General features: G+C 70.0%; 17 protein-coding genes, 1 tRNA gene and 1 pseudogene. 10 read left to right on the top strand and 9 right to left on the bottom strand.

What is annotated here, in order from left to right; all coding sequences use genetic code 11:
• The first annotated feature begins 122 nt into the window (after positions 1–122).
• Positions 123–629 carry a LysM domain-containing protein gene (locus tag AB0F11_RS07370; protein ID WP_362169363.1) on the top strand — a complete coding sequence of 169 codons (507 nt, stop codon included), beginning with the start codon at positions 123–125 and terminating at the stop codon, positions 627–629.
• Positions 630–706: 77 nt separating this feature from the next.
• On the opposite strand, the gene AB0F11_RS07365 is transcribed toward AB0F11_RS07370, so the two are convergent.
• Positions 707–1,381, bottom strand: coding sequence for a DUF5324 family protein (locus tag AB0F11_RS07365; RefSeq protein ID WP_362169361.1), 675 nt, complete (start codon positions 1,379–1,381; stop codon positions 707–709).
• 175 nt (positions 1,382–1,556) lie between these two features.
• Between AB0F11_RS07365 and AB0F11_RS07360 the strand changes: the two genes are divergently transcribed.
• On the top strand, positions 1,557–2,084 hold the full coding sequence (locus tag AB0F11_RS07360) for a peptidylprolyl isomerase (RefSeq protein ID WP_362169507.1): 528 nt from the start codon (positions 1,557–1,559) through the stop codon (positions 2,082–2,084).
• Between the two features lie 32 nt (positions 2,085–2,116).
• Positions 2,117–2,992, top strand: a complete 876-nt coding sequence (locus tag AB0F11_RS07355) for a rhomboid family intramembrane serine protease (RefSeq protein ID WP_362169359.1) — start codon at positions 2,117–2,119, stop codon at positions 2,990–2,992.
• 139 nt (positions 2,993–3,131) lie between these two features.
• Here the strand turns inward: AB0F11_RS07355 and crgA are convergent, their stop codons facing one another.
• Positions 3,132–3,383, bottom strand: a complete 252-nt coding sequence (gene crgA / locus AB0F11_RS07350) for a cell division protein CrgA (protein ID WP_362169357.1) — start codon at positions 3,381–3,383, stop codon at positions 3,132–3,134.
• A gap of 91 nt (positions 3,384–3,474) precedes the next feature.
• Here crgA and AB0F11_RS07345 point away from each other — a divergent pair, with 91 nt between their 5' ends.
• The 6 genes and pseudogenes from AB0F11_RS07345 to AB0F11_RS07320 all read left to right on the top strand — a co-directional run bounded on the left by AB0F11_RS07345 (position 3,475) and on the right by AB0F11_RS07320 (position 7,494).
• Positions 3,475–4,269, top strand: a complete 795-nt coding sequence (locus AB0F11_RS07345; protein ID WP_362169355.1) for a DUF881 domain-containing protein — start codon at positions 3,475–3,477, stop codon at positions 4,267–4,269.
• Complete coding sequence (locus tag AB0F11_RS07340; RefSeq protein WP_362169353.1) at positions 4,226–5,002, top strand: class E sortase; 777 nt, start codon at positions 4,226–4,228, stop codon at positions 5,000–5,002. The genes AB0F11_RS07345 and AB0F11_RS07340 overlap by 44 nt, the downstream gene beginning before the upstream one ends.
• Before the next feature lie 80 nt (positions 5,003–5,082).
• Positions 5,083–5,259 (top strand): hypothetical protein, encoded by a 177-nt coding sequence (locus AB0F11_RS07335; RefSeq protein ID WP_030011120.1) that lies wholly within the window; start codon positions 5,083–5,085, stop codon positions 5,257–5,259.
• Entirely contained in the window at positions 5,256–5,894 is a 639-nt protein-coding gene (locus AB0F11_RS07330; RefSeq protein WP_362169351.1) for an aminodeoxychorismate/anthranilate synthase component II, read from the top strand. Before AB0F11_RS07335 ends, AB0F11_RS07330 begins: the two co-directional genes overlap by 4 nt.
• Before the next feature lie 20 nt (positions 5,895–5,914).
• Positions 5,915–6,715: pseudogene (locus AB0F11_RS07325) on the top strand (class E sortase); the annotation flags it as partial.
• Positions 6,716–6,780: 65 nt separating this feature from the next.
• Positions 6,781–7,494, top strand: a complete 714-nt coding sequence (locus tag AB0F11_RS07320; RefSeq protein WP_362169349.1) for a class E sortase — start codon at positions 6,781–6,783, stop codon at positions 7,492–7,494.
• Positions 7,495–7,519: 25 nt separating this feature from the next.
• Here the strand turns inward: AB0F11_RS07320 and AB0F11_RS07315 are convergent, their stop codons facing one another.
• The 7 genes from AB0F11_RS07315 to AB0F11_RS07285 all read right to left on the bottom strand — a co-directional run bounded on the left by AB0F11_RS07315 (position 7,520) and on the right by AB0F11_RS07285 (position 16,782).
• Positions 7,520–8,521 carry a restriction endonuclease gene (locus tag AB0F11_RS07315; RefSeq protein WP_362169347.1) on the bottom strand — a complete coding sequence of 334 codons (1,002 nt, stop codon included), beginning with the start codon at positions 8,519–8,521 and terminating at the stop codon, positions 7,520–7,522.
• A 174-nt stretch (positions 8,522–8,695) separates the two neighbouring features.
• Complete coding sequence (gene pknB, locus AB0F11_RS07310) at positions 8,696–10,711, bottom strand: Stk1 family PASTA domain-containing Ser/Thr kinase (protein WP_362169345.1); 2,016 nt, start codon at positions 10,709–10,711, stop codon at positions 8,696–8,698.
• A 223-nt stretch (positions 10,712–10,934) separates the two neighbouring features.
• Positions 10,935–12,401, bottom strand: a complete 1,467-nt coding sequence (locus tag AB0F11_RS07305) for a penicillin-binding transpeptidase domain-containing protein (RefSeq protein WP_362169343.1) — start codon at positions 12,399–12,401, stop codon at positions 10,935–10,937.
• Positions 12,398–13,822: an FtsW/RodA/SpoVE family cell cycle protein gene (locus AB0F11_RS07300; RefSeq protein WP_362169341.1), complete on the bottom strand. Its 1,425-nt coding sequence runs from the start codon at positions 13,820–13,822 to the stop codon at positions 12,398–12,400. The genes AB0F11_RS07305 and AB0F11_RS07300 overlap by 4 nt, the downstream gene beginning before the upstream one ends.
• A gap of 31 nt (positions 13,823–13,853) precedes the next feature.
• Positions 13,854–15,323: a PP2C family serine/threonine-protein phosphatase gene (locus AB0F11_RS07295; RefSeq protein ID WP_362169339.1), complete on the bottom strand. Its 1,470-nt coding sequence runs from the start codon at positions 15,321–15,323 to the stop codon at positions 13,854–13,856.
• Positions 15,324–15,467: 144 nt separating this feature from the next.
• Entirely contained in the window at positions 15,468–15,971 is a 504-nt protein-coding gene (locus tag AB0F11_RS07290; protein ID WP_362169337.1) for an FHA domain-containing protein, read from the bottom strand.
• 10 nt (positions 15,972–15,981) lie between these two features.
• Complete coding sequence (locus AB0F11_RS07285; protein WP_362169335.1) at positions 15,982–16,782, bottom strand: DUF3662 and FHA domain-containing protein; 801 nt, start codon at positions 16,780–16,782, stop codon at positions 15,982–15,984.
• A gap of 294 nt (positions 16,783–17,076) precedes the next feature.
• On the opposite strand from AB0F11_RS07285, the gene AB0F11_RS07280 reads away from it, so the two are divergent.
• A tRNA-Leu gene (locus AB0F11_RS07280) sits at positions 17,077–17,159 on the top strand.
• Positions 17,160–17,255 lie beyond the last annotated feature (96 nt).

The raw sequence follows: 17,255 nt of genomic DNA, 5'->3' as shown, positions 1-17,255 counted from the left end.
GCGGGCCGTCCCCCGGATGGGGCCGTCACCGGCTGCCGTCTCGCGCCTCCTGGCCGACAGTGGACACAGGCACCGAACCAGGGGGACCAGGGGGCGACACCACGCCGGAGGCGTACAGACACATGGGACTCTTCGATTTCCTGAGGTCCGACAAGAAGAAACGGGCCGCCGCCGAGAAGGCAGCGGCCGCGTCCGAGGACTACGCGGCCGCGTACACCGACGCGGTCGCCGCAACGCGCGTGGCGGCCTCGCGCGAGGCCGCCGAGCGGGTGGCCGCCGCGGCCCCGCCGAAGCACGCTCCGCCGAAGCACGCTCCGAGGCACGCCCCGGCCGCGCCGAAGGCGGCCACCGCGCCGCCGGGTTCGGCGTGGGCCGACCGTCCGCCGCACACCCCGACTCCCTCGTCGGCCGCGCACAAGGCGGTGCCGGCGGCCCCCACCCCCAAGCCCGAGGCCACCGCGACGCGGCGGACGTACACCGTCCGGAGCGGCGACTCGCTCCTGTCGATCGCCCGGCAGGAGCTGGGCAACGAGGCCCGCTGGCGCGAGCTCTACGCCATGAACCGGGGCGTCATCGGCAGCAACCCCGAGCTCATCCATCCCGGGCAGGTGCTCACCCTCCCCGGATGAGACAGGAATGAGACAGGAAGAGGGGAGGGCCCGGATCCCACGGATCCGGGCCCTCCCCTTCTGTCGTCGCCCGTGCGCTATTCGCCGGAGCTCTCGCGTTCCTTCTCCGCCAGTTCGTCGTCGAAGCTCGCGGGGGCCGCGTCGCGCGAGGACATCTCGGTCGCCGCGGGCGGCTCGACGAGCCAGTCCGGGTTCGACTGCTGGTCCCACCACTTCCACGCCACGAACGCCGCGCCCGCCAGGACGGCGACCAGCGCCACGCCCTTGACCACGCGGCCCGTGCGCGCCCGCCGCTCATGGCGCCGGATCAGCTTCTGCACCTCCTTGGCCGAGACCTGGCCGCGCAGTGCGGCCAGCGCCGCCAGCGACCGGGCCGCGGCCTCCTCGGCCACCGGCCGGCTCACCGCGAGCGCGTTCTCCAGCCGCGGCGCGGTGTAGTCGGCGGCCTGTCGCGCCGCGTTCCGCGTCCGGTGCGCCGCGTACACCGCCGCCCGGTCGACGTTCGGCGGCACATGGGTGCGCGCCGCCTGCATCCGGGGATGCAGATGGTTGTCGTACGCCGTACGCGCCTGTCGCGAGGCCTGGTGGGCGGCGTGGGTCACCTTCGGCGCCAGCCGCTCGTTCGCCTCCTGCGTGTAGTGCACGGCGGCGTCCCTGGCGGATTCTGCGTACGGCGCCACCAGCTCCGCTGCGTGCCTCATGGTGTCCCTGGCGCTGTCGGCGGCCAGGCGCACGCTGTCCTTGCGGGTCACGTGATCCTCCTCCTCGGTGGCGGACACAGTTCACCTTTCCACCCTTTGTCGGATCATGCCCGCCCAATCGTCCGGCGGCGCGCGTGACAGGGCATCCGGGTGGAGGATTTCCGTGCCGTACGGCCCTCCGTGGGAGGATCGGGAACCGACAGTGCTGACTATGGAAGGCAGATCCGTGGCCGAGAAGCTCTACGCCACCCTGAAGACCAACCACGGCGACATCGAGATCGAGCTGCTGGAGAACTTCGCCCCGAAGACCGTCCGGAATTTCGTGGAGCTCGCCACGGGCGCCCGCGAGTGGACCCGTCCCACCGACGGCCAGAAGACCACGGACCCGCTCTACGACGGCACCGTCTTCCACCGCGTCATCAGCGGCTTCATGATCCAGGGCGGCGACCCGCTCGGGAACGGCACCGGCGGCCCCGGCTACCAGTTCGCCGACGAGTTCCACCCCGACCTGGCCTTCACCAAGCCCTACCTGCTCGCGATGGCCAACGCCGGCCCGGGCACCAACGGCTGCCAGTTCTTCATCACCGTCGCCCCCACCGCCTGGCTCACGCGCAAGCACACGATCTTCGGCGAGGTCACCGACAAGGCCAGCCAGAAGGTCGTGGACACGATCGCCGGCCTGCCGACCAACCCGCGCACCGAGCGCCCCCTCGACGACGTGATCATCCACTCCGTCGCCGTCGAGAAGCGCTGACCCGGAGCCCCGCCGCCGACCGAGGGGGACCGATGGACACGGACCGTCTGCCGGGCTGCTACCGCCACCCGGACCGCGACACGGGGATCCGCTGCACCCGCTGCGAGCGCCCCATCTGCCCCGAGTGCATGATCAGCGCCTCGGTCGGCTTCCAGTGCCCCGACTGCGTCCGCGAAGGCTCCGGTACGGGCCGGGGCCCGGCCGTGCACGCCCCGCGCACCCTGGCGGGCGCGCCGGTCGCCGCCGACCCCCACCTCGTCACCAAGATCCTCATCGGGATCAACGCCGCGCTGTTCCTCGTGGGGCTCCTCGTGCCGCCGCTCGTCGTGCAGCTCGAGCTGCTCGGCCGGTACGTCGAGTACCTGGGCGGCCCCGTCGGAGGCGTCTCCACCGGCCAGTACTACCGGCTGCTGACCTCGGTGTTCCTGCACGCGGAGTGGTGGCACATCGCCGGGAACATGCTGGCCCTGTGGGTCATCGGCGGCCCGCTCGAAGCGGCGCTGGGCCGGCTGCGGTACCTCGCGGTCTACCTGCTGTCCGGCCTGGGCGCCAGCGCCTTCGTCTACCTGCTGACCGAGCCGAACACGCAGACCCTGGGCGCCTCGGGAGCCGTCTTCGGCCTGCTCGGTGCCACGGTCGTCCTGGTGCGCCGGCTGCGCTACGAGATGCGGCCCGTGATCACGATGGTCGTGCTCATGCTGGTGCTGACCTTCGTGCCGCTCGGGGGCAGTCTGTCGGTGTCGTGGCAGGCCCACATCGGCGGTCTGGTGACCGGTCTGCTGCTCGGGCTGGGCATGGTCGGCCCGAGCGCCGGAAAGACGCGACCGCTCATCCAGTGGACAACGTGCCTGGCGGTATTTGTGCTGGCAGCGGCGCTGGTCGTGGTCCGGACGGCCGAACTCACCTGATCACACCGGCGTCAAGCTCCACAGAGTTATCCACAGATCTTCTGTCTTTTCCTCAGGTGTGGATGACCCTGTGGATAACCCCTGGGGAGAGCTTGCGCGGCGGCTGCCCGCTATGCATGCCGCCCGCGCTTCGCCCCGGCTACTTCCACTGGGTGGAGACGCCGAATCCCGCCGCGATGAATCCGAATCCGACCACAATGTTCCAATTGCCGATGGATTCGATCGGCAGCTGGGTCTCGCTCACGTAAAAGACGACGATCCACGCCAGACCGATCAGGAACAACGCCAGCATCACCGGGGCGACCCAGCCGCGGCTGGCCAGCTTGATGGGCTGCGCCTTCGTCGGCGGCGGCGTGTAATCGTCCTTCTTGCGGATACGTGACTTCGGCACGAGGGGCTCTCCTGTCGATGCGCTGGGGACCTTGCCTGCCCCGGGCGTCCGTTAGCGTAGTGGACCTGTGGCGTTGAAGGAGAAGGGTACGTTGAGCAATTCCGACGACTCCTCCGCGGGTCCCCGTCCCCAGGGCCGGCTCCGGCCGGTCCGACTGCTCACGGCCGCCGTCTTCGCCCTGGCCGGCCTCATCTTCGTCACCAGCTTCAACACGTCCAAGGGTACGAACATCCGCACGGACGCCTCGCTCCTGAAGCTCTCCGACCTCATCCACGAGCGCAGCCAGAACAACGCGCAGCTGGAGCAGAGCACCGCCTCCGTCCGCAGCCGCGTCGACGCCCTCGCGGAGCGCGACGACGGCAGCACCCGGGCCGAGGACGCCAAGCTGGCCGCCCTGCGCACCGCCTCCGGCACGGAGGAGCTGTCCGGGAAGGGCCTCACGGTCACCCTCAACGACGCCCCGCCGAACGCCACCGCCCGCATCCCCAACGTCCCCGAGCCGCAGCCCAACGACCTGGTGATCCACCAGCAGGACCTCCAGGCCGTGGTGAACGCCCTGTGGCGGGGCGGGGCCCAGGGCATCCAGGTCATGGACCAGCGCCTGATCGCCACCAGCGCGGTGCGCTGCGTCGGCAACACGCTGATCCTCCAGGGCCGCGTCTACTCCCCGCCCTACAAGGTCTCCGCCGTCGGCGACCCGGGCGCCCTGCGCAAGGCGCTCGCCGCCTCCCCGGCCCTGCAGAACTACCAGATGTACGTGGCGGCGTACGGGCTCGGCTGGAAAGTCGACGAGCACAAGGAGCTGAAACTTCCCGGCTACTCCGGCACAGTGGACCTCCACTATGCGAAGCCGCTGGAAACCTCCTCCGCGACGAGCACGCCCTGACGCCCTGCTGCGCCTGGCGGTCCGGACGTTCAGCGAGCTGTGCCTGACGGCCGGCACCCTGATCGTGCTGTTCACGGCGTACGTGCTGCTGTGGACCGGGGTCAAGGCCGACCGGGCCATGGACGGCGAGAGGGCGCGGCTGCGCGAGGGCTGGGCCGCCGCGCCCGCCCCCGCGGCCACGCCCGTGCCCGTGCCCGGGCCGACACCCGCAACCACGCCCGCACCCTCGCCCGCGCAGGCACCCGCGCAGCAGCCCGGCTACCCCGACGGCGAGCCCTTCGCCGAGATGTACGTCCCCCGCTTCGGAGCAGACTGGATCAAGCCCGTCCTCCAGGGCACCGGCACGGAGGTGCTGAAGAGGGGGCTCGGCCACTACGCGGGCACGGCCCGGCTCGGCGCCACCGGGAACTTCGCCGTGGCCGGCCACCGGCGCACCTACGGGGACCCCTTCAAGGACGTCCCCGACCTGCGGCCGGGCGACGCCGTGATCCTCAAGGACGCGACCGCCTGGTACACGTACACCGTCCGCGGCGCGGTGCTGCGCACCCTGCCCACCGACGTCGGGGTCGTCGACCCGGTACCGCGCCGCTCCCCCTTCACCGCCCCCGGCCGGTACCTGACCCTGACCACCTGTGATCCGGAATGGGGGCACAGCCACCGACTGGTCGTGTGGGCGGAGCTGACCGCGACGCGGACCGCCGATCGGGGCCGTCCCGAGGGTTTGCCGAGCTGACCCTCCGGTAACGGCCGCTGCCCTTAGTCTGGGTGCGTACCGCCCCCCGCGGTGCGAGAGCGAAAGGGAACGCGGACGGCATGTACGGCTGGATCTGGCGGCATCTGCCGGGCAACGCGTGGGTACGCGCGCTGATCTCCCTCGTACTGGTCCTCGCGGTGGTCTTCGTGCTGTTCCAGTACGTCTTCCCGTGGGCCGAGCCGCTCCTTCCGTTCAACGATGTGACGGTGGACGAGGGATCGGGAGCCACTCCGTGAGCGCGCGCATTCTGGTGGTCGACAACTACGACAGCTTTGTCTTCAACCTGGTCCAGTACCTGTACCAGCTCGGCGCCGAGTGCGAGGTGCTCCGCAACGACGAAGTGGAACTCTCCCACGCCCAGGACGGCTTCGACGGCGTGCTGCTCTCGCCCGGCCCGGGCACCCCGGAGGAGGCCGGCGTCTGCGTCGACATGGTCCGCCACTGCGCCGAGACCGGCGTCCCGGTCTTCGGCGTGTGCCTGGGCATGCAGTCGATGGCGGTCGCGTACGGCGGCGTCGTGGACCGGGCGCCCGAGCTGCTGCACGGGAAGACCTCGCCGGTGGTCCACGAGGGGCTCGGCGTCTTCGAGGGGCTGCCGTCGCCGTTCACCGCGACCCGCTACCACTCGCTCGCGGCCGAGCCGCAGACCCTGCCGGAGGTCCTGGAGGTCACCGCGCGGACCGAGGACGGGATCATCATGGGCCTGCGCCACCGGGAGCACGACGTGGAGGGCGTGCAGTTCCACCCCGAGTCGGTGCTGACCGAGTGGGGCCACCGGATGCTCGCGAACTGGCTGGTGCGCTGCGGCGACGCGGGTGCGGTCGAGCGCTCGGCAGGGCTGGCCCCGGTGGTGGGCAAGGCCGTCGCGTGACCTCGCTCGCGCCGTCCGCGCCCACCGGGGGCCGGGCCGCGCGGCGCAGGGCCGCACAGCAGGCCGCGAAGCGGACGCACACGCGCAGGCGCGGGGGCAGCGGCGGCCGCCGGCGCCGACGGCCCCGGTCGGGCGGCGCCGTGGTCGTGGTGACCCGGCTGGCCGGGGAGCTGTTCATCACGGTCGGCGTGGTGATGCTGCTGTTCGTCGCCTACCAGCTCTGGTACACCAACGTCCTCGCGCAGCGCACGGCCGACGGGGCCGCGGGCTCGCTGCGCCAGACCTGGGAGCAGCAGCCCGGCGGGGCGGCCGCGCCGCCCGTGACGGCCTTCGAACCGGGGCAGGGGTTCGCGATCCTGTACCTCCCGAAGCTGGACGTGAAGGTGCCGGTCGCGGAGGGCGTCAGCAAGCCGAAGGTGCTCGACCGGGGGATGGTCGGGCACTACGGGGACGGGGCTCTGAAGACGGCGATGCCCGCCGACCGGCAGGGCAACTTCGCGGTGGCCGGACACCGCAACACCCACGGCGAACCGTTCCGTTTCATCAACCGGTTGGTGCCGGGCGACAAGATCGTGGTCGAGACGCGGGACGCGTACTACACGTACGAGATGACCTCGGCGCTGGCGCAGACGCCGCCGACGAACGTGTCCGTCCTCAAGCCGGTTCCGGAGGGCTCCGGCTTCACCGGGCCGGGCCGGTACATCACGCTGACGACCTGCACGCCCGAGTTCACCAGCACCTACCGCATGATCGTATGGGGCAGGATGGTCGACGAACGCCCCCGCAGCCAGGGCGCTCCGCCCGCGCTGGCAGCCCCTTGAGCCGACGCACAGCCGCCTAAGAGCCGACGAAGAGCCGACGACAGCCGCCGAAGGACGAACCAGCAGTGTCGCGTACCGCACCGCCCCGCAACAGCAGCCTGCTCGCCGGATTCCTGAGCCTGCTGGGCGAGCTCCTGATCACCGTGGGCCTGGTGCTCGCCCTGTTCGTGGCGTACTCGCTGTGGTGGACGAACGTCCTCGCGGACCGGCAGGCGTCGGCCCGCGGCGACGAGGTCCGCCGCCAGTGGCAGAGCGCGCCCGCGGCGGGCGCGCAGGGGCAGCCGGGGGCGCTGGACACCCAGGGCGGCGTCGGCTTCCTGCACGTGCCGTCGATGAAGAACGGCGAGGTGCTGGTCAAGCGGGGCACGTCGCCGGGCGTACTCGACGACGGCGTGGCCGGGTACTACACGGACCCGGTGAAGGCGGTCCTGCCGTGGGAGGGGCCGGGGAACTTCTCGCTGGCGGCCCACCGCGACGGGCACGGGGCGAAGTTCCACGACATCGACAAGGTGAGGACCGGCGACGCGGTCGTCTTCGAGACGCGGGACACCTGGTACGTGTACAAGGTCTTCGCGGAGCTGCGCCAGACCTCGAAGTACAACGTGGACGTGATCGCGCCGGTCCCGAAGGGCTCGGGGAAGACGGTGCCGGGCCGGTACGTCACGCTGACGACCTGCACCCCCGTGTACACCTCGAAGTACCGCTACGTGGTGTGGGGCGAGCTGGTGCGCACCGAGAAGGTGGACGCGAAGCGCACGCCCCCGGCCGAGCTGCGCTGACCGCCCGCTACCTACCGGTTCGCGGTCACCGCAGCACCTGGAGCCGTGTGCCGGCGCTCCAGGCCTCCAGAAGGCCGCGGTGGACGGCCGTGACGCCGCCCCGAGCGGCGATGGCCAAGGCTTCGCGGCTGAAGGTGCAGGTGGCCACGCAGAGGGCCACCTCGGCACCGTGCAGGACCTTGGCGGCGCCGAGGAACTTCTGCATCTCACCGCTGAGCACGTGCCGGAAGGGTGCGAAGTTCTTGCACTGGACGGCGACGGTCCGGCCGTCGGCGGTGCGGGCGGTGATGTCGACGCCGAGTTTGCCGCCGTGCACGTCGACGCAGCCGTCGCGGCGCAGCAGGCCCGCGACGTGGAGTTCGAACTCCCGCCGGTTCATCGCGTCGATGGATCCTATGACTCCGGTGACCTTGGTGAGGGCCCGGCCCTCCAGGGCCTCCTGCGCGCGCTGGAGCCGGCTGATGGCGATGTCGTGCTCGGCGAGCTTCGCCTGGTGCTCGCCGGAGGCCTCGATGAGCACGTTGAGCATGGGGACGACCTGCCGCCGGAGGATCTCCGTCGCCTCCGCCATCGAGTCGGGCCTGTGGACAGGGTTATCCACAGGCTGGCTTCGGGCGTCTTGCTCGGTGTCGAGGAGATACATCCGTACCTGACGTGCGATTTTGCTGTCACGGAGCAGCATCCCGACGTTGAGCACCGCCCGTCGGCTGTAGACGGCCAGATGCACCCGTCCGCCGCGCTGTGGATAACCTCCGTTTGAAAGAGACAGGTTGTCTCTTTCAAACACTGCCAGGTCGGAGCCCTTGAGGGTCCTCATACCGTTCTGCGTCAGCTCCTCGCGATGGCGTTGTCGCAGGCGATTGATCACGAGCTCCGTGACCTCGTAGTAGGCCGCCACCATCGCCGTCGTGACGTGTATCCCGTCCGGCAGCAGCGCCAGCGCCTTCACCTTGTCCAGGACGTGCGTCCGGTCCAGGACGGTCGTGCGCAGCGTCCTGGATTCCAGGAGTACCGATTCGTCGAGCATCGCTCTGCCCTTTCCGGGCGGAACCCGATGTCCCACCCCGACCGGACCAACGATTCCCGACATATGAAGACACGATCGGCTTTCGTGGAAATGTGCGGACGTGGCGCGAGAAGAGGAAAAGGAAAGGCCCGGATCCTCGATGAGGATCCGGGCCTTTCGGGTTGTGCGTGGTGATTAGCGGCGGCCGCCGGTGAGGTTGCCGAAGAAGCCGCCCTGGGTGTTGCCCTGCTGGTTGCCGCCCATCGTCGTGACGTTGACGACCGTGCCCGTCGGGACCGGGGTCCCGGCCGGCGGGTCGCTCGAGATCACGATCGCGTTGTCGTCCGTCGCGCCCGACGGGATCGCGCAGGTCAGGCCCTTCGAGGCGAGCTCGGCCTTGGCCTGGGCCACGGTCGAGCCGGACAGGAGCGGGACCTGGGTCATCTGTCCCGAGCCCTTGGAGATCTGGACGTTGACCGTCGTGCCCGGGGCCAGCTGCTCGCCCGGCTGGTACTGCTGCTGGACGATCGTCTTCGGCGGGGCGGCCGGCGAGTCGACCTCGGTGGTGCTGCCCAGCTTCAGCTTGGCGTCGTTCAGCAGCTTGACCGCCTGCTCCTTGGTCTTGCCCAGGAGGTTCGGCATCTCGGACTTGGCCTGCTCCTTGGCGACGGTCACGGTGACCGTGCTGCCCTTCTGGGCCTGGCCGTTCTTGGGGCTCTGGTCCAGGACGGTGTTGGGCGTGCGGTCGGACTCCTGGGTCTTCTTCTCGACCTGGAAGCCCTTCTCCTTCAGCGCCTTCTCCGCTTCCTCGAACGAGAGGTTGACGACGTTGGGCACTGCCACCGGCGGCGCGCCCGAGGAGACCGTCAGCTTGATCGTGGAGCCCTTGTCGACGCGCGTGTCGGGGGCCTGGTCCTGCTTGCAGACGTTGCCCTTGGGCTGGTCGTCGCAGGGCTCGTCGGCGGTCTTCTCGACCTTGAGGCCCACGTTGTCGGCGCTCTTCTGCGCCGCCTCGAAGGTCTGGCCGATGAACTTGGGCACGCTGGGCCGGTTGTCGGCGCCGCCGCTGAACAGGGAGCGGCCGATCAGGATGGCACCGACCAGCACCAGGATGCCCGCCGTGACCAGCAGGATCGTGGAGGCCCGGCTCTTCTTCTGGCGGCGGCCGTGGCCCTGGTCGTACCCGCCCTGGTCCTGGTACGGGTAGCCGCCCTCGCCCGGGGGCATCGGCGGCAGCATGGAGGTCTGGCCGCCGGCGTCGGTCGGGCGCAGGGCGGTGGTGGGCTGGTCGTAGCCGGGGTGGCCGTAGCCCTGGTTCGGGTCGGGGTAGCCGTAGCCGGCCGCGCCCATGGCGGCGGTGGCGGCGACGGGCTGGCCCTCGAGGCAGGCCTCGATGTCGGCGCGCATCTCGTCGGCCGACTGGTAGCGGTAGTCGGGGTCCTTGACCAGTGCCTTGAGGACGATGGCGTCCATCTCGGGCGTGATCTCGGGGTCGAAGTTCGACGGGGGCTGCGGCTCTTCCCGTACGTGCTGGTAGGCGACGGCCACGGGGGAGTCGCCGATGAAGGGCGGGCGGACGCACAGCAGCTCGTAGAGGAGGCAGCCCGCCGAGTACAGGTCGGAGCGCGCGTCGACCTGCTCGCCCTTGGCCTGCTCCGGGGAGAGGTACTGGGCGGTGCCGATGACGGCGGCGGTCTGGGTCATGGTCATGCCGGACTCGCCCATGGCGCGGGCGATGCCGAAGTCCATGACCTTGACCTGGCCGGTCCGGGTGAGCATGACGTTCGCGGGCTTGATGTCGCGGTGGACGATGCCGGCGCGGTGGGAGTACTCGAGGGCCTGGAGGATGCCGATGGTCATCTCCAGGGTGCGCTCGGGCAGCAGCTTGCGGCCGGAGTGCAGGAGTTCGCGCAGGGTCGAGCCGTCGACGTACTCCATCACGATGTAGGGGATGGAGATGTTGTCGACGTAGTCCTCGCCGGTGTCGTAGACCGCGACGATCGCCGGGTGGTTGAGCGATGCGGCGGACTGGGCCTCGCGGCGGAACCGGGCCTGGAAGGACGGGTCGCGGGCGAGGTCGGCGCGCAGGGTCTTGACGGCGACGGTACGGCCGAGCCGGGTGTCGTGGGCGAGGTACACCTCGGCCATGCCACCGCGGCCGAGCACGTGGCTCAGCTCGTACCGGCCGCCGAGGCGACGCGGCTCTTCCATAACGTTCCAGCCCTCTCCGTCAGTCCCGACCGCACCGGTGTGTGGTCCGGCGGTGTGCTGTTCGCGCAAAGGCTACCGGCCGATCGTCGGTGATCGGTTCGTGACCACAGGCTGATACCGGACCGGTACCGTACGCTCGCGTCCGGGCGGAATCAGTGCTCCGGGTCACTCCGGCAGGGCCTTCGTCGTCTCGTCCCGTCGTTGTCATGGTCCGTTCCGCCGGTCAGCTCTTGCTGCTGAGCACGGCCTGCATGACGGCCTTGGCGACGGGGGCGGCGAGGCCGCCGCCGCTGATGTCGTCACGGCTGGCGTCGCTGTCCTCGATCACGACGGCGACCGCGACCGGGCAGCTGCCGTCCGCGGCCTTGGCGTAGGAGATGAACCAGGCGTAGGGGCGCTTGGCGTTCTTCTCGCCGTGCTGGGCGGTACCGGTCTTGCCGCCGACGACCACGTTCTTGATCTTGGCGTTGCCGCCGGTGCCGTTCTCGACGACGTTGACCATCATCTGCTGGATCTTCTGCGCGTTCGCGGCGGAGAGCGGGCGGCTCATCTCCTGCGGCTCGTGCTTCTCGATCACGTCGAGGTTGGGCGCGGTGAGCTGGTCGACCATGTACGGCTTCATCAGCTTGCCGTCGTTGGCGATGGCGGCGGTGACCATGGCCATCTGCAGCGGGGTGGCGGCGGTGTTGAACTGGCCGATGGCGCTCTGGGCGTTGCCGTCCTTGCCCATGGTCTTGTCGTAGACGCTCGCGAACGCGCGGACCGGGGTGTCGATCTTGTCGTTGTTGAAGCCGAACTTCTGCGCCGTCTCGACCATCTTGTCGCGGCCGACCTTGTCGCCGAGGTTGGCGAAGACGGAGTTGCAGGAGACCTTCAGCGCGTCGTTGAGGCTGGCCTTCTCGCAACCGCTGGCGTGGTTGACCATCGGGGTCCGGGTGCCGGGCAGGAAGTACGGCTCGGGGGTGTCGGTCGGCGCGTTGATGTCGGTGACGACGCCGTTCTCCAGGGCCGCGGCCGCGGTGACCACCTTGAAGGTGGAGCCCGGCGGGTAGGTCTCGCGCAGCGCGCGGTTGACCAGCTTCTTGTCCGGGCTGTCCTTGAGCTCGACCCAGGCCTTCTCGTCGGTCTTGGAGTTGCCGGCGAAGGTGGAGGGGTCGTACGAGGGGGTGCTGACCAGGGCCAGGATGGCGCCGGTGCGCGGGTCGATGGCCGCGACGGCGCCCGTCTTGTCGCCGAGCTTGTCGTACGCGGCCTTCTGCACGTCCGGCATCAGCGTGGTGACCACGTTGCCGCCGGCCTTCTTCTCGCCGGTGAACATGCCGATGGTGCGGTCGAAGAACAGCCGGTCGTCGTTGCCGGTGAGGATCTTGTCCTCGAGGGATTCGAGCTGCGTGGAGCCGAAGGCCTGGGAGGCGTAGCCGGTGACCGGGGCCCACAGGGCGCCGTCGTGGTAGGTGCGCTTGTACTTGTAGTCGCTGCCGTTGGTGACGGCGGAGCCGGTGATGGCCTGCCCGCCCGCGACGATGATGTTGCCGCGCTGGGTGGCGTACTGGGCGATCTGGACCCGGCGGTTCTCCTTGCGGGTGCTGAGCTCCTCGGCCGACACGTACTGGAGCCAGTTCGTGCGGACCAGCAGCGCGAGGATGAGCAGCCCACAGAAGATCGAGATGCGGCGCAGGGGCTTGTTCATGACGGACGGACCACCTGGGTCATCTCGGAGTCGGGGGACGGTGCGGGGGCCGGCGCGGGGCGGCGTGCGGTGTCGCTGATCCGGATGAGGATCCCGATGAGGGCCCAGTTGGCGAGGACGGACGAGCCGCCGGAGGCCAGGAAGGGCATGGTCATACCGGTGAGGGGGATGAGGCCCATGACGCCGCCGGCGACCACGAAGATCTGCAGGGAGAAGGCGCCGGACAGACCGATGGCGAAGAGCTTGCCGAAGGGGTCGCGGGCGGCGAGGGCGGTGCGGACGCCCCGCTCGATGATCAGGCCGTAGAGGAGGAGGAAGGCCATGACGCCCGCGAGGCCGAGTTCCTCGCCGACGGTGGAGAAGATGAAGTCGGAGTTGGCGGCGAAGCCGATGAGGTCGGAGTTGCCCTGGCCCCAGCCGGTGCCCAGGACGCCGCCGGAGCCGAAGCTCATGATCGACTGGCCGACCTGCTCACAGGCGCCGGACTTCGAGTAGCAGGCGAAGGGGTCGAGCCAGGCGGTGACGCGGGCCTTGACGTGGCTGGCGGTGGCGCCGACGACGGCCGCGCCGCCGACGCTCATGAGCAGGCCGATCACGATCCAGCTGGTCCGCTCGGTGGCGACGTACAGCATGATCACGAACATGCCGAAGAAGAGCAGGGATGTGCCGAGGTCGTTCTCGAAGACCAGGATGAGCAGGCTCATCGCCCAGATCATCAGGATCGGGCCGAGGTCGCGGCCGCGCGGCAGGTAGAGCCCCATGAAGCGGCGCGAGGCGAGGGCGAGCGCGTCCCGCTTGACCATGAGGTACCCGGCGAAGAAGACCGCGATGACGATCTTCGCGAACTCGCCGGGCTGGATGGAGAACCCGCCGATGCTGATCCAGATCTTGGCGCCGAAGACGTCGGCGCCGAGGCCCGGGATGACCGGCAGGATCAGCAGCACCAGCGAGGCGGCCATGGAGATGTACGTGAAGCGCTGGAGGGTGCGGTGGTCCTTGAGCAGCAGCAGGACGCCGGCGAACAGGGCGATCGCCACCGCGGTGTACATCATCTGGCGGGGGGCCGACTCGGAGAACGTGCCGAAGCTGCGCTTGGCGAGGTTCTGCAGCCGCTCGGACTGGTCCAGGCGCCAGATCAGGACGCAGCCGAGCCCGTTGAGCAGGGTCGCGATGGGCAGCAGCAGCGGGTCGGCGTACTTGGCGTAGCGGCGTACGACGAGGTGGGCGAGGCCTGCGAGGACGATGAGGCCGCCGCCGTAGACGAGCATGCCGGGGGGCAGCTCGCCGTGGATCGACAGGCCCACGTTGGCGTAGGCGAAGATCGGGATGACCACGGCGAACACGAGCAGCAGGAGCTCGGTGTTGCGCCGGCTCGGCAGCTCGATCGCGCCGATGGTGGTCGTGTTGGTGACAACGCTCATGGTGTGGCAGGCCCCCTGCGCCCGCGTGTGACTACTGCTTTCCGCACAGACTGACCAGCTGCTGCTCTGCCGCGGTCAGGCTGGGGCCGGATGTCTGGCCGTTCTGCGTCTCCGCGTTCCGGCGCTCTTCGTCCTTCTTACACGCGGAGACCTGCACGCCGAGTTCATCGATCTTCTGCTTGGCCCCGTCGAGGCTGGTCTCGCTGATGGTCGCCTCGACCTGCTTGCGCTTGAAGGGCGGCAGGTACTTCAGTTCGATGTCGGTGCGGTCGGTCTCCACCGTGGAGAGCTCCAGCGGGCCGAGCTTCTGGCTGATGCCGCGGAAGAGTGCGACGTGGTCGCCCTTGACGCCGATGTAGTACTGCGTCTGGGTCCAGCGGTGCGCAGCGTACAGGCCGCCGCCGACGACTCCGGCCACGATCAGCAGGATCAGGGTCCGGGTGGTCCACTTGCGCCCTTTGCTGCGGCGCCTGCGGGGGTTGTCGTACGTGTCGTCGAAGCGGGCTTCGTCATCGTACGGCTCGGGGTCGCCGAAGCTGCCGTACGTACCGCCGCCGCCCTGGCCCTGGTTCTGGTCGGGGTAGCCGTAGCCGGGCACGTCTCCGCTGCCGGGGGGCCCGAAGGCGCCGGCGGGCGGCGGGACCTGGCGGGCCAGGCGCGCGGCGCGGCCCGCAGGGGTCTGCATGGCGCCGCCGTCGAAGAGCTGGTGCTGGTTCTCGGCGACCGCGCCGACGACGACCGGGGTGTCGTTCAGCTGGGCGGCGAGGGTGTCGCCGCTGTCGGTGTCGAGGACGTCGGCGACGATGCAGGTGATGTTGTCCGGTCCGCCGCCGCGCAGGGCGAGCTGGATGAGGGACTGCACGGTCTCGTGCGGGCCGTGGTAGTCGGCGAGGGTCTCCTCCAGCGTCTGGTGGGAGACGACGCCGGACAGGCCGTCGGAGCAGATCAGGTAGCGGTCGCCGGCGCGGACCTCGCGGATCGACAGGTCGGGCTCGACCGTGTCGCCACTGCCCAGGGCCCGCATCAGCAGGGACCGCTGCGGGTGGGTGGTGGCCTCCTCCTCGGTGATGCGGCCCTCGTCGACGAGCCGCTGCACCCAGGTGTGGTCCTGCGTGATCTGCGTCAGGACCCCGTCGCGCAGCAGGTAGGCGCGGGAGTCGCCGACGTGGACGAGGCCGAGGCGCTGTCCGGTCCACAGCAGGGCGGTGAGCGTGGTGCCCATGCCCTCCAGCTGGGCGTCCTCCTCGACCATGACGCGCAGCTGCTCGTTGGCGCGCTGCACGGCCGTGCCGAGCGAGGTGAGGATGTCGGAGCCCGGCACGTCGTCGTCGAGCTGCACGAGGGAGGAGATCACCTCGGAGCTGGCGACCTCGCCTGCGGCCTGGCCGCCCATGCCGTCGGCGACCGCGAGGAGACGGGGGCCGGCGTAGCCGGAGTCCTCGTTGCCTTCGCGGATCATGCCCTTGTGAGATCCGGCGGCGAACCGCAGGGACAGACTCATGCGCACCTGCCCGGTCGACGCTTCCTCGGGGTACAACCGGTCTCGAGCCACACTGCCCACCCTCCGGTCGGGAGCGCGCTCGGGTCCGTGTCCTGGGTGGGACGGACTGCCGCGGCTCGCTCGCTCCGCTCGCTCATTCTCGTACTACTTCCGCAGCTCGATGACGGTCTTGCCGATGCGGATCGGGGCGCCCGGCGGGATGGGCGTCGGGGTGGTCAGCCGGGTCCGGTCGAGGTACGTGCCGTTCGTGGACCCGAGATCCTCGACGATCCACTGGCCGTCACGGTCGGGGTAGATCCTGGCATGGCGGCTGGAGGCGTAGTCGTCGTCCAGCACGATCGTGGAGTCGTGGGCGCGGCCCAGGGTGATCGTCTGGCCGGCGAGGGCCACCGTGGTGCCCGTGAGGGTGCCTTCGGAGACGACGAGCTTGGTGGGCGCTCCGCGACGCTGGCGCTGCTGCGGGGGCGCGGCGGCCTGGCGGCCGCCCTGCTGCGGGGCTGCCGCGCCGCTGCCGCGACGCGACGATCCGCGCTGTGTGACGCGCGTGCCGAAGAGGTCGCTGCGGATGACCTGAACGGCCACGATGACGAACAGCCACAGAACGGCCAGGAAACCCAACCGCATGACCGTCAGGGTCAGCTCTGACATTGCCCCCGCTTCACCCTTCGGCTTGCCGGTAAATGATGGTGGTGCTGCCCACGACGATCCGCGAGCCGTCGCGGAGCGTAGCGCGGGTGGTGTGCTGCCCGTCCACCACGATGCCGTTGGTGGACCCGAGATCCTGGATCGTCGAGGGCGTTCCGGTCCGGATCTCACAGTGCCGGCGCGAGACGCCGGGGTCGTCGATCCGCACGTCGGCTTCGGTGCTGCGGCCGAGCACGAGCGTGGGGCGGGAAATCTGGTGGCGGGTGCCGTTGATCTCGATCCAGTGGCGCCGCGGGGCGCCGCCTGCGGGTGCGGGGCCCGGGCCGCCGGCGCCGGGCCGGCCCGCGGGGGCGCCCGGGGGCGGTCCGGCGGGCATCGGCGGCGCGGCGACCGGGGGGTAGCCGTAGCCGCCCTGCTGGGGCTGCTGCGGCTGGGAGGTGCTGGCGGCGAGGGTGCGGCTGCGGACCCGGTAGAGGCCGGTGTCGAGGTCCTCGGCCTTCTCCAGGTGGACCTTGATCGGTCCCATGAAGCTGTAGCGCTGCTGCTTGGCGTAGTCGCGCACCAGGCCGGCGAGCTCGTCGCCGAGCTGCCCGGAGTAGGGGCTCAGGCGCTCGTAGTCGCCCGCGCTGAGCTCCACGATGAAGTCGTTGGGGACGACGGTCCGCTCGCGGTTCCAGATCGTGGCGTTGTTGTCGCACTCCCGCTGGAGGGCTCCGGCGATCTCGACGGGCTGGACCTCGGACTTGAAGACCTTGGCGAAGGTGCCGTTCACCAGACCTTCGAGTCGCTGCTCGAACCGCTTCAGAACTCCCATGGGGCACCTCCTCCGTCGTTGTCGCCCCTGTACTGCTTACTGATCGTATCCACGCGTGGCGGATTCAGGTGGTTCCCCCTGTGTCCTGTGCGGACAAGTGTTGGTCCTCACAAGGGATCGTAGGGGTGCGCAAGGGACAGTGTCCCGCACCGGGAGTGCTGTGCGGGAGGGGCGCTCGGGGGCCGCTTCCGGGGGCCCCGGGAAAGCGATGTGATTCCACCCCCGATGACGTGCTAATGTTTCGACGTCGCCAGGGGAACGGCCCGAAAGGGAAGAGCCACTGGGACGCTGCTCGGGCGAGTGGCGGAACGGCAGACGCGCTGGCTTCAGGTGCCAGTGTCCTTCGGGACGTGGGGGTTCAAATCCCCCCTCGCCCACTGACAGAACCCCTGGTTCGGAGAAATCCGGACCGGGGGTTCTTTCGTTGTGTGCCGTGACCTCGGTCATGTGGTGTGCGCCGTCACACGACAACT

Origin of the sequence: Streptomyces sp. NPDC032472, from assembly GCF_040636955.1 — a bacterium.
Classification (GTDB): Bacteria; Actinomycetota; Actinomycetes; order Streptomycetales; family Streptomycetaceae; genus Streptomyces.
The sequence above is the reverse complement of the archived record's forward strand: the minus strand, read 5'-3'. Positions and strand labels throughout refer to the sequence as shown.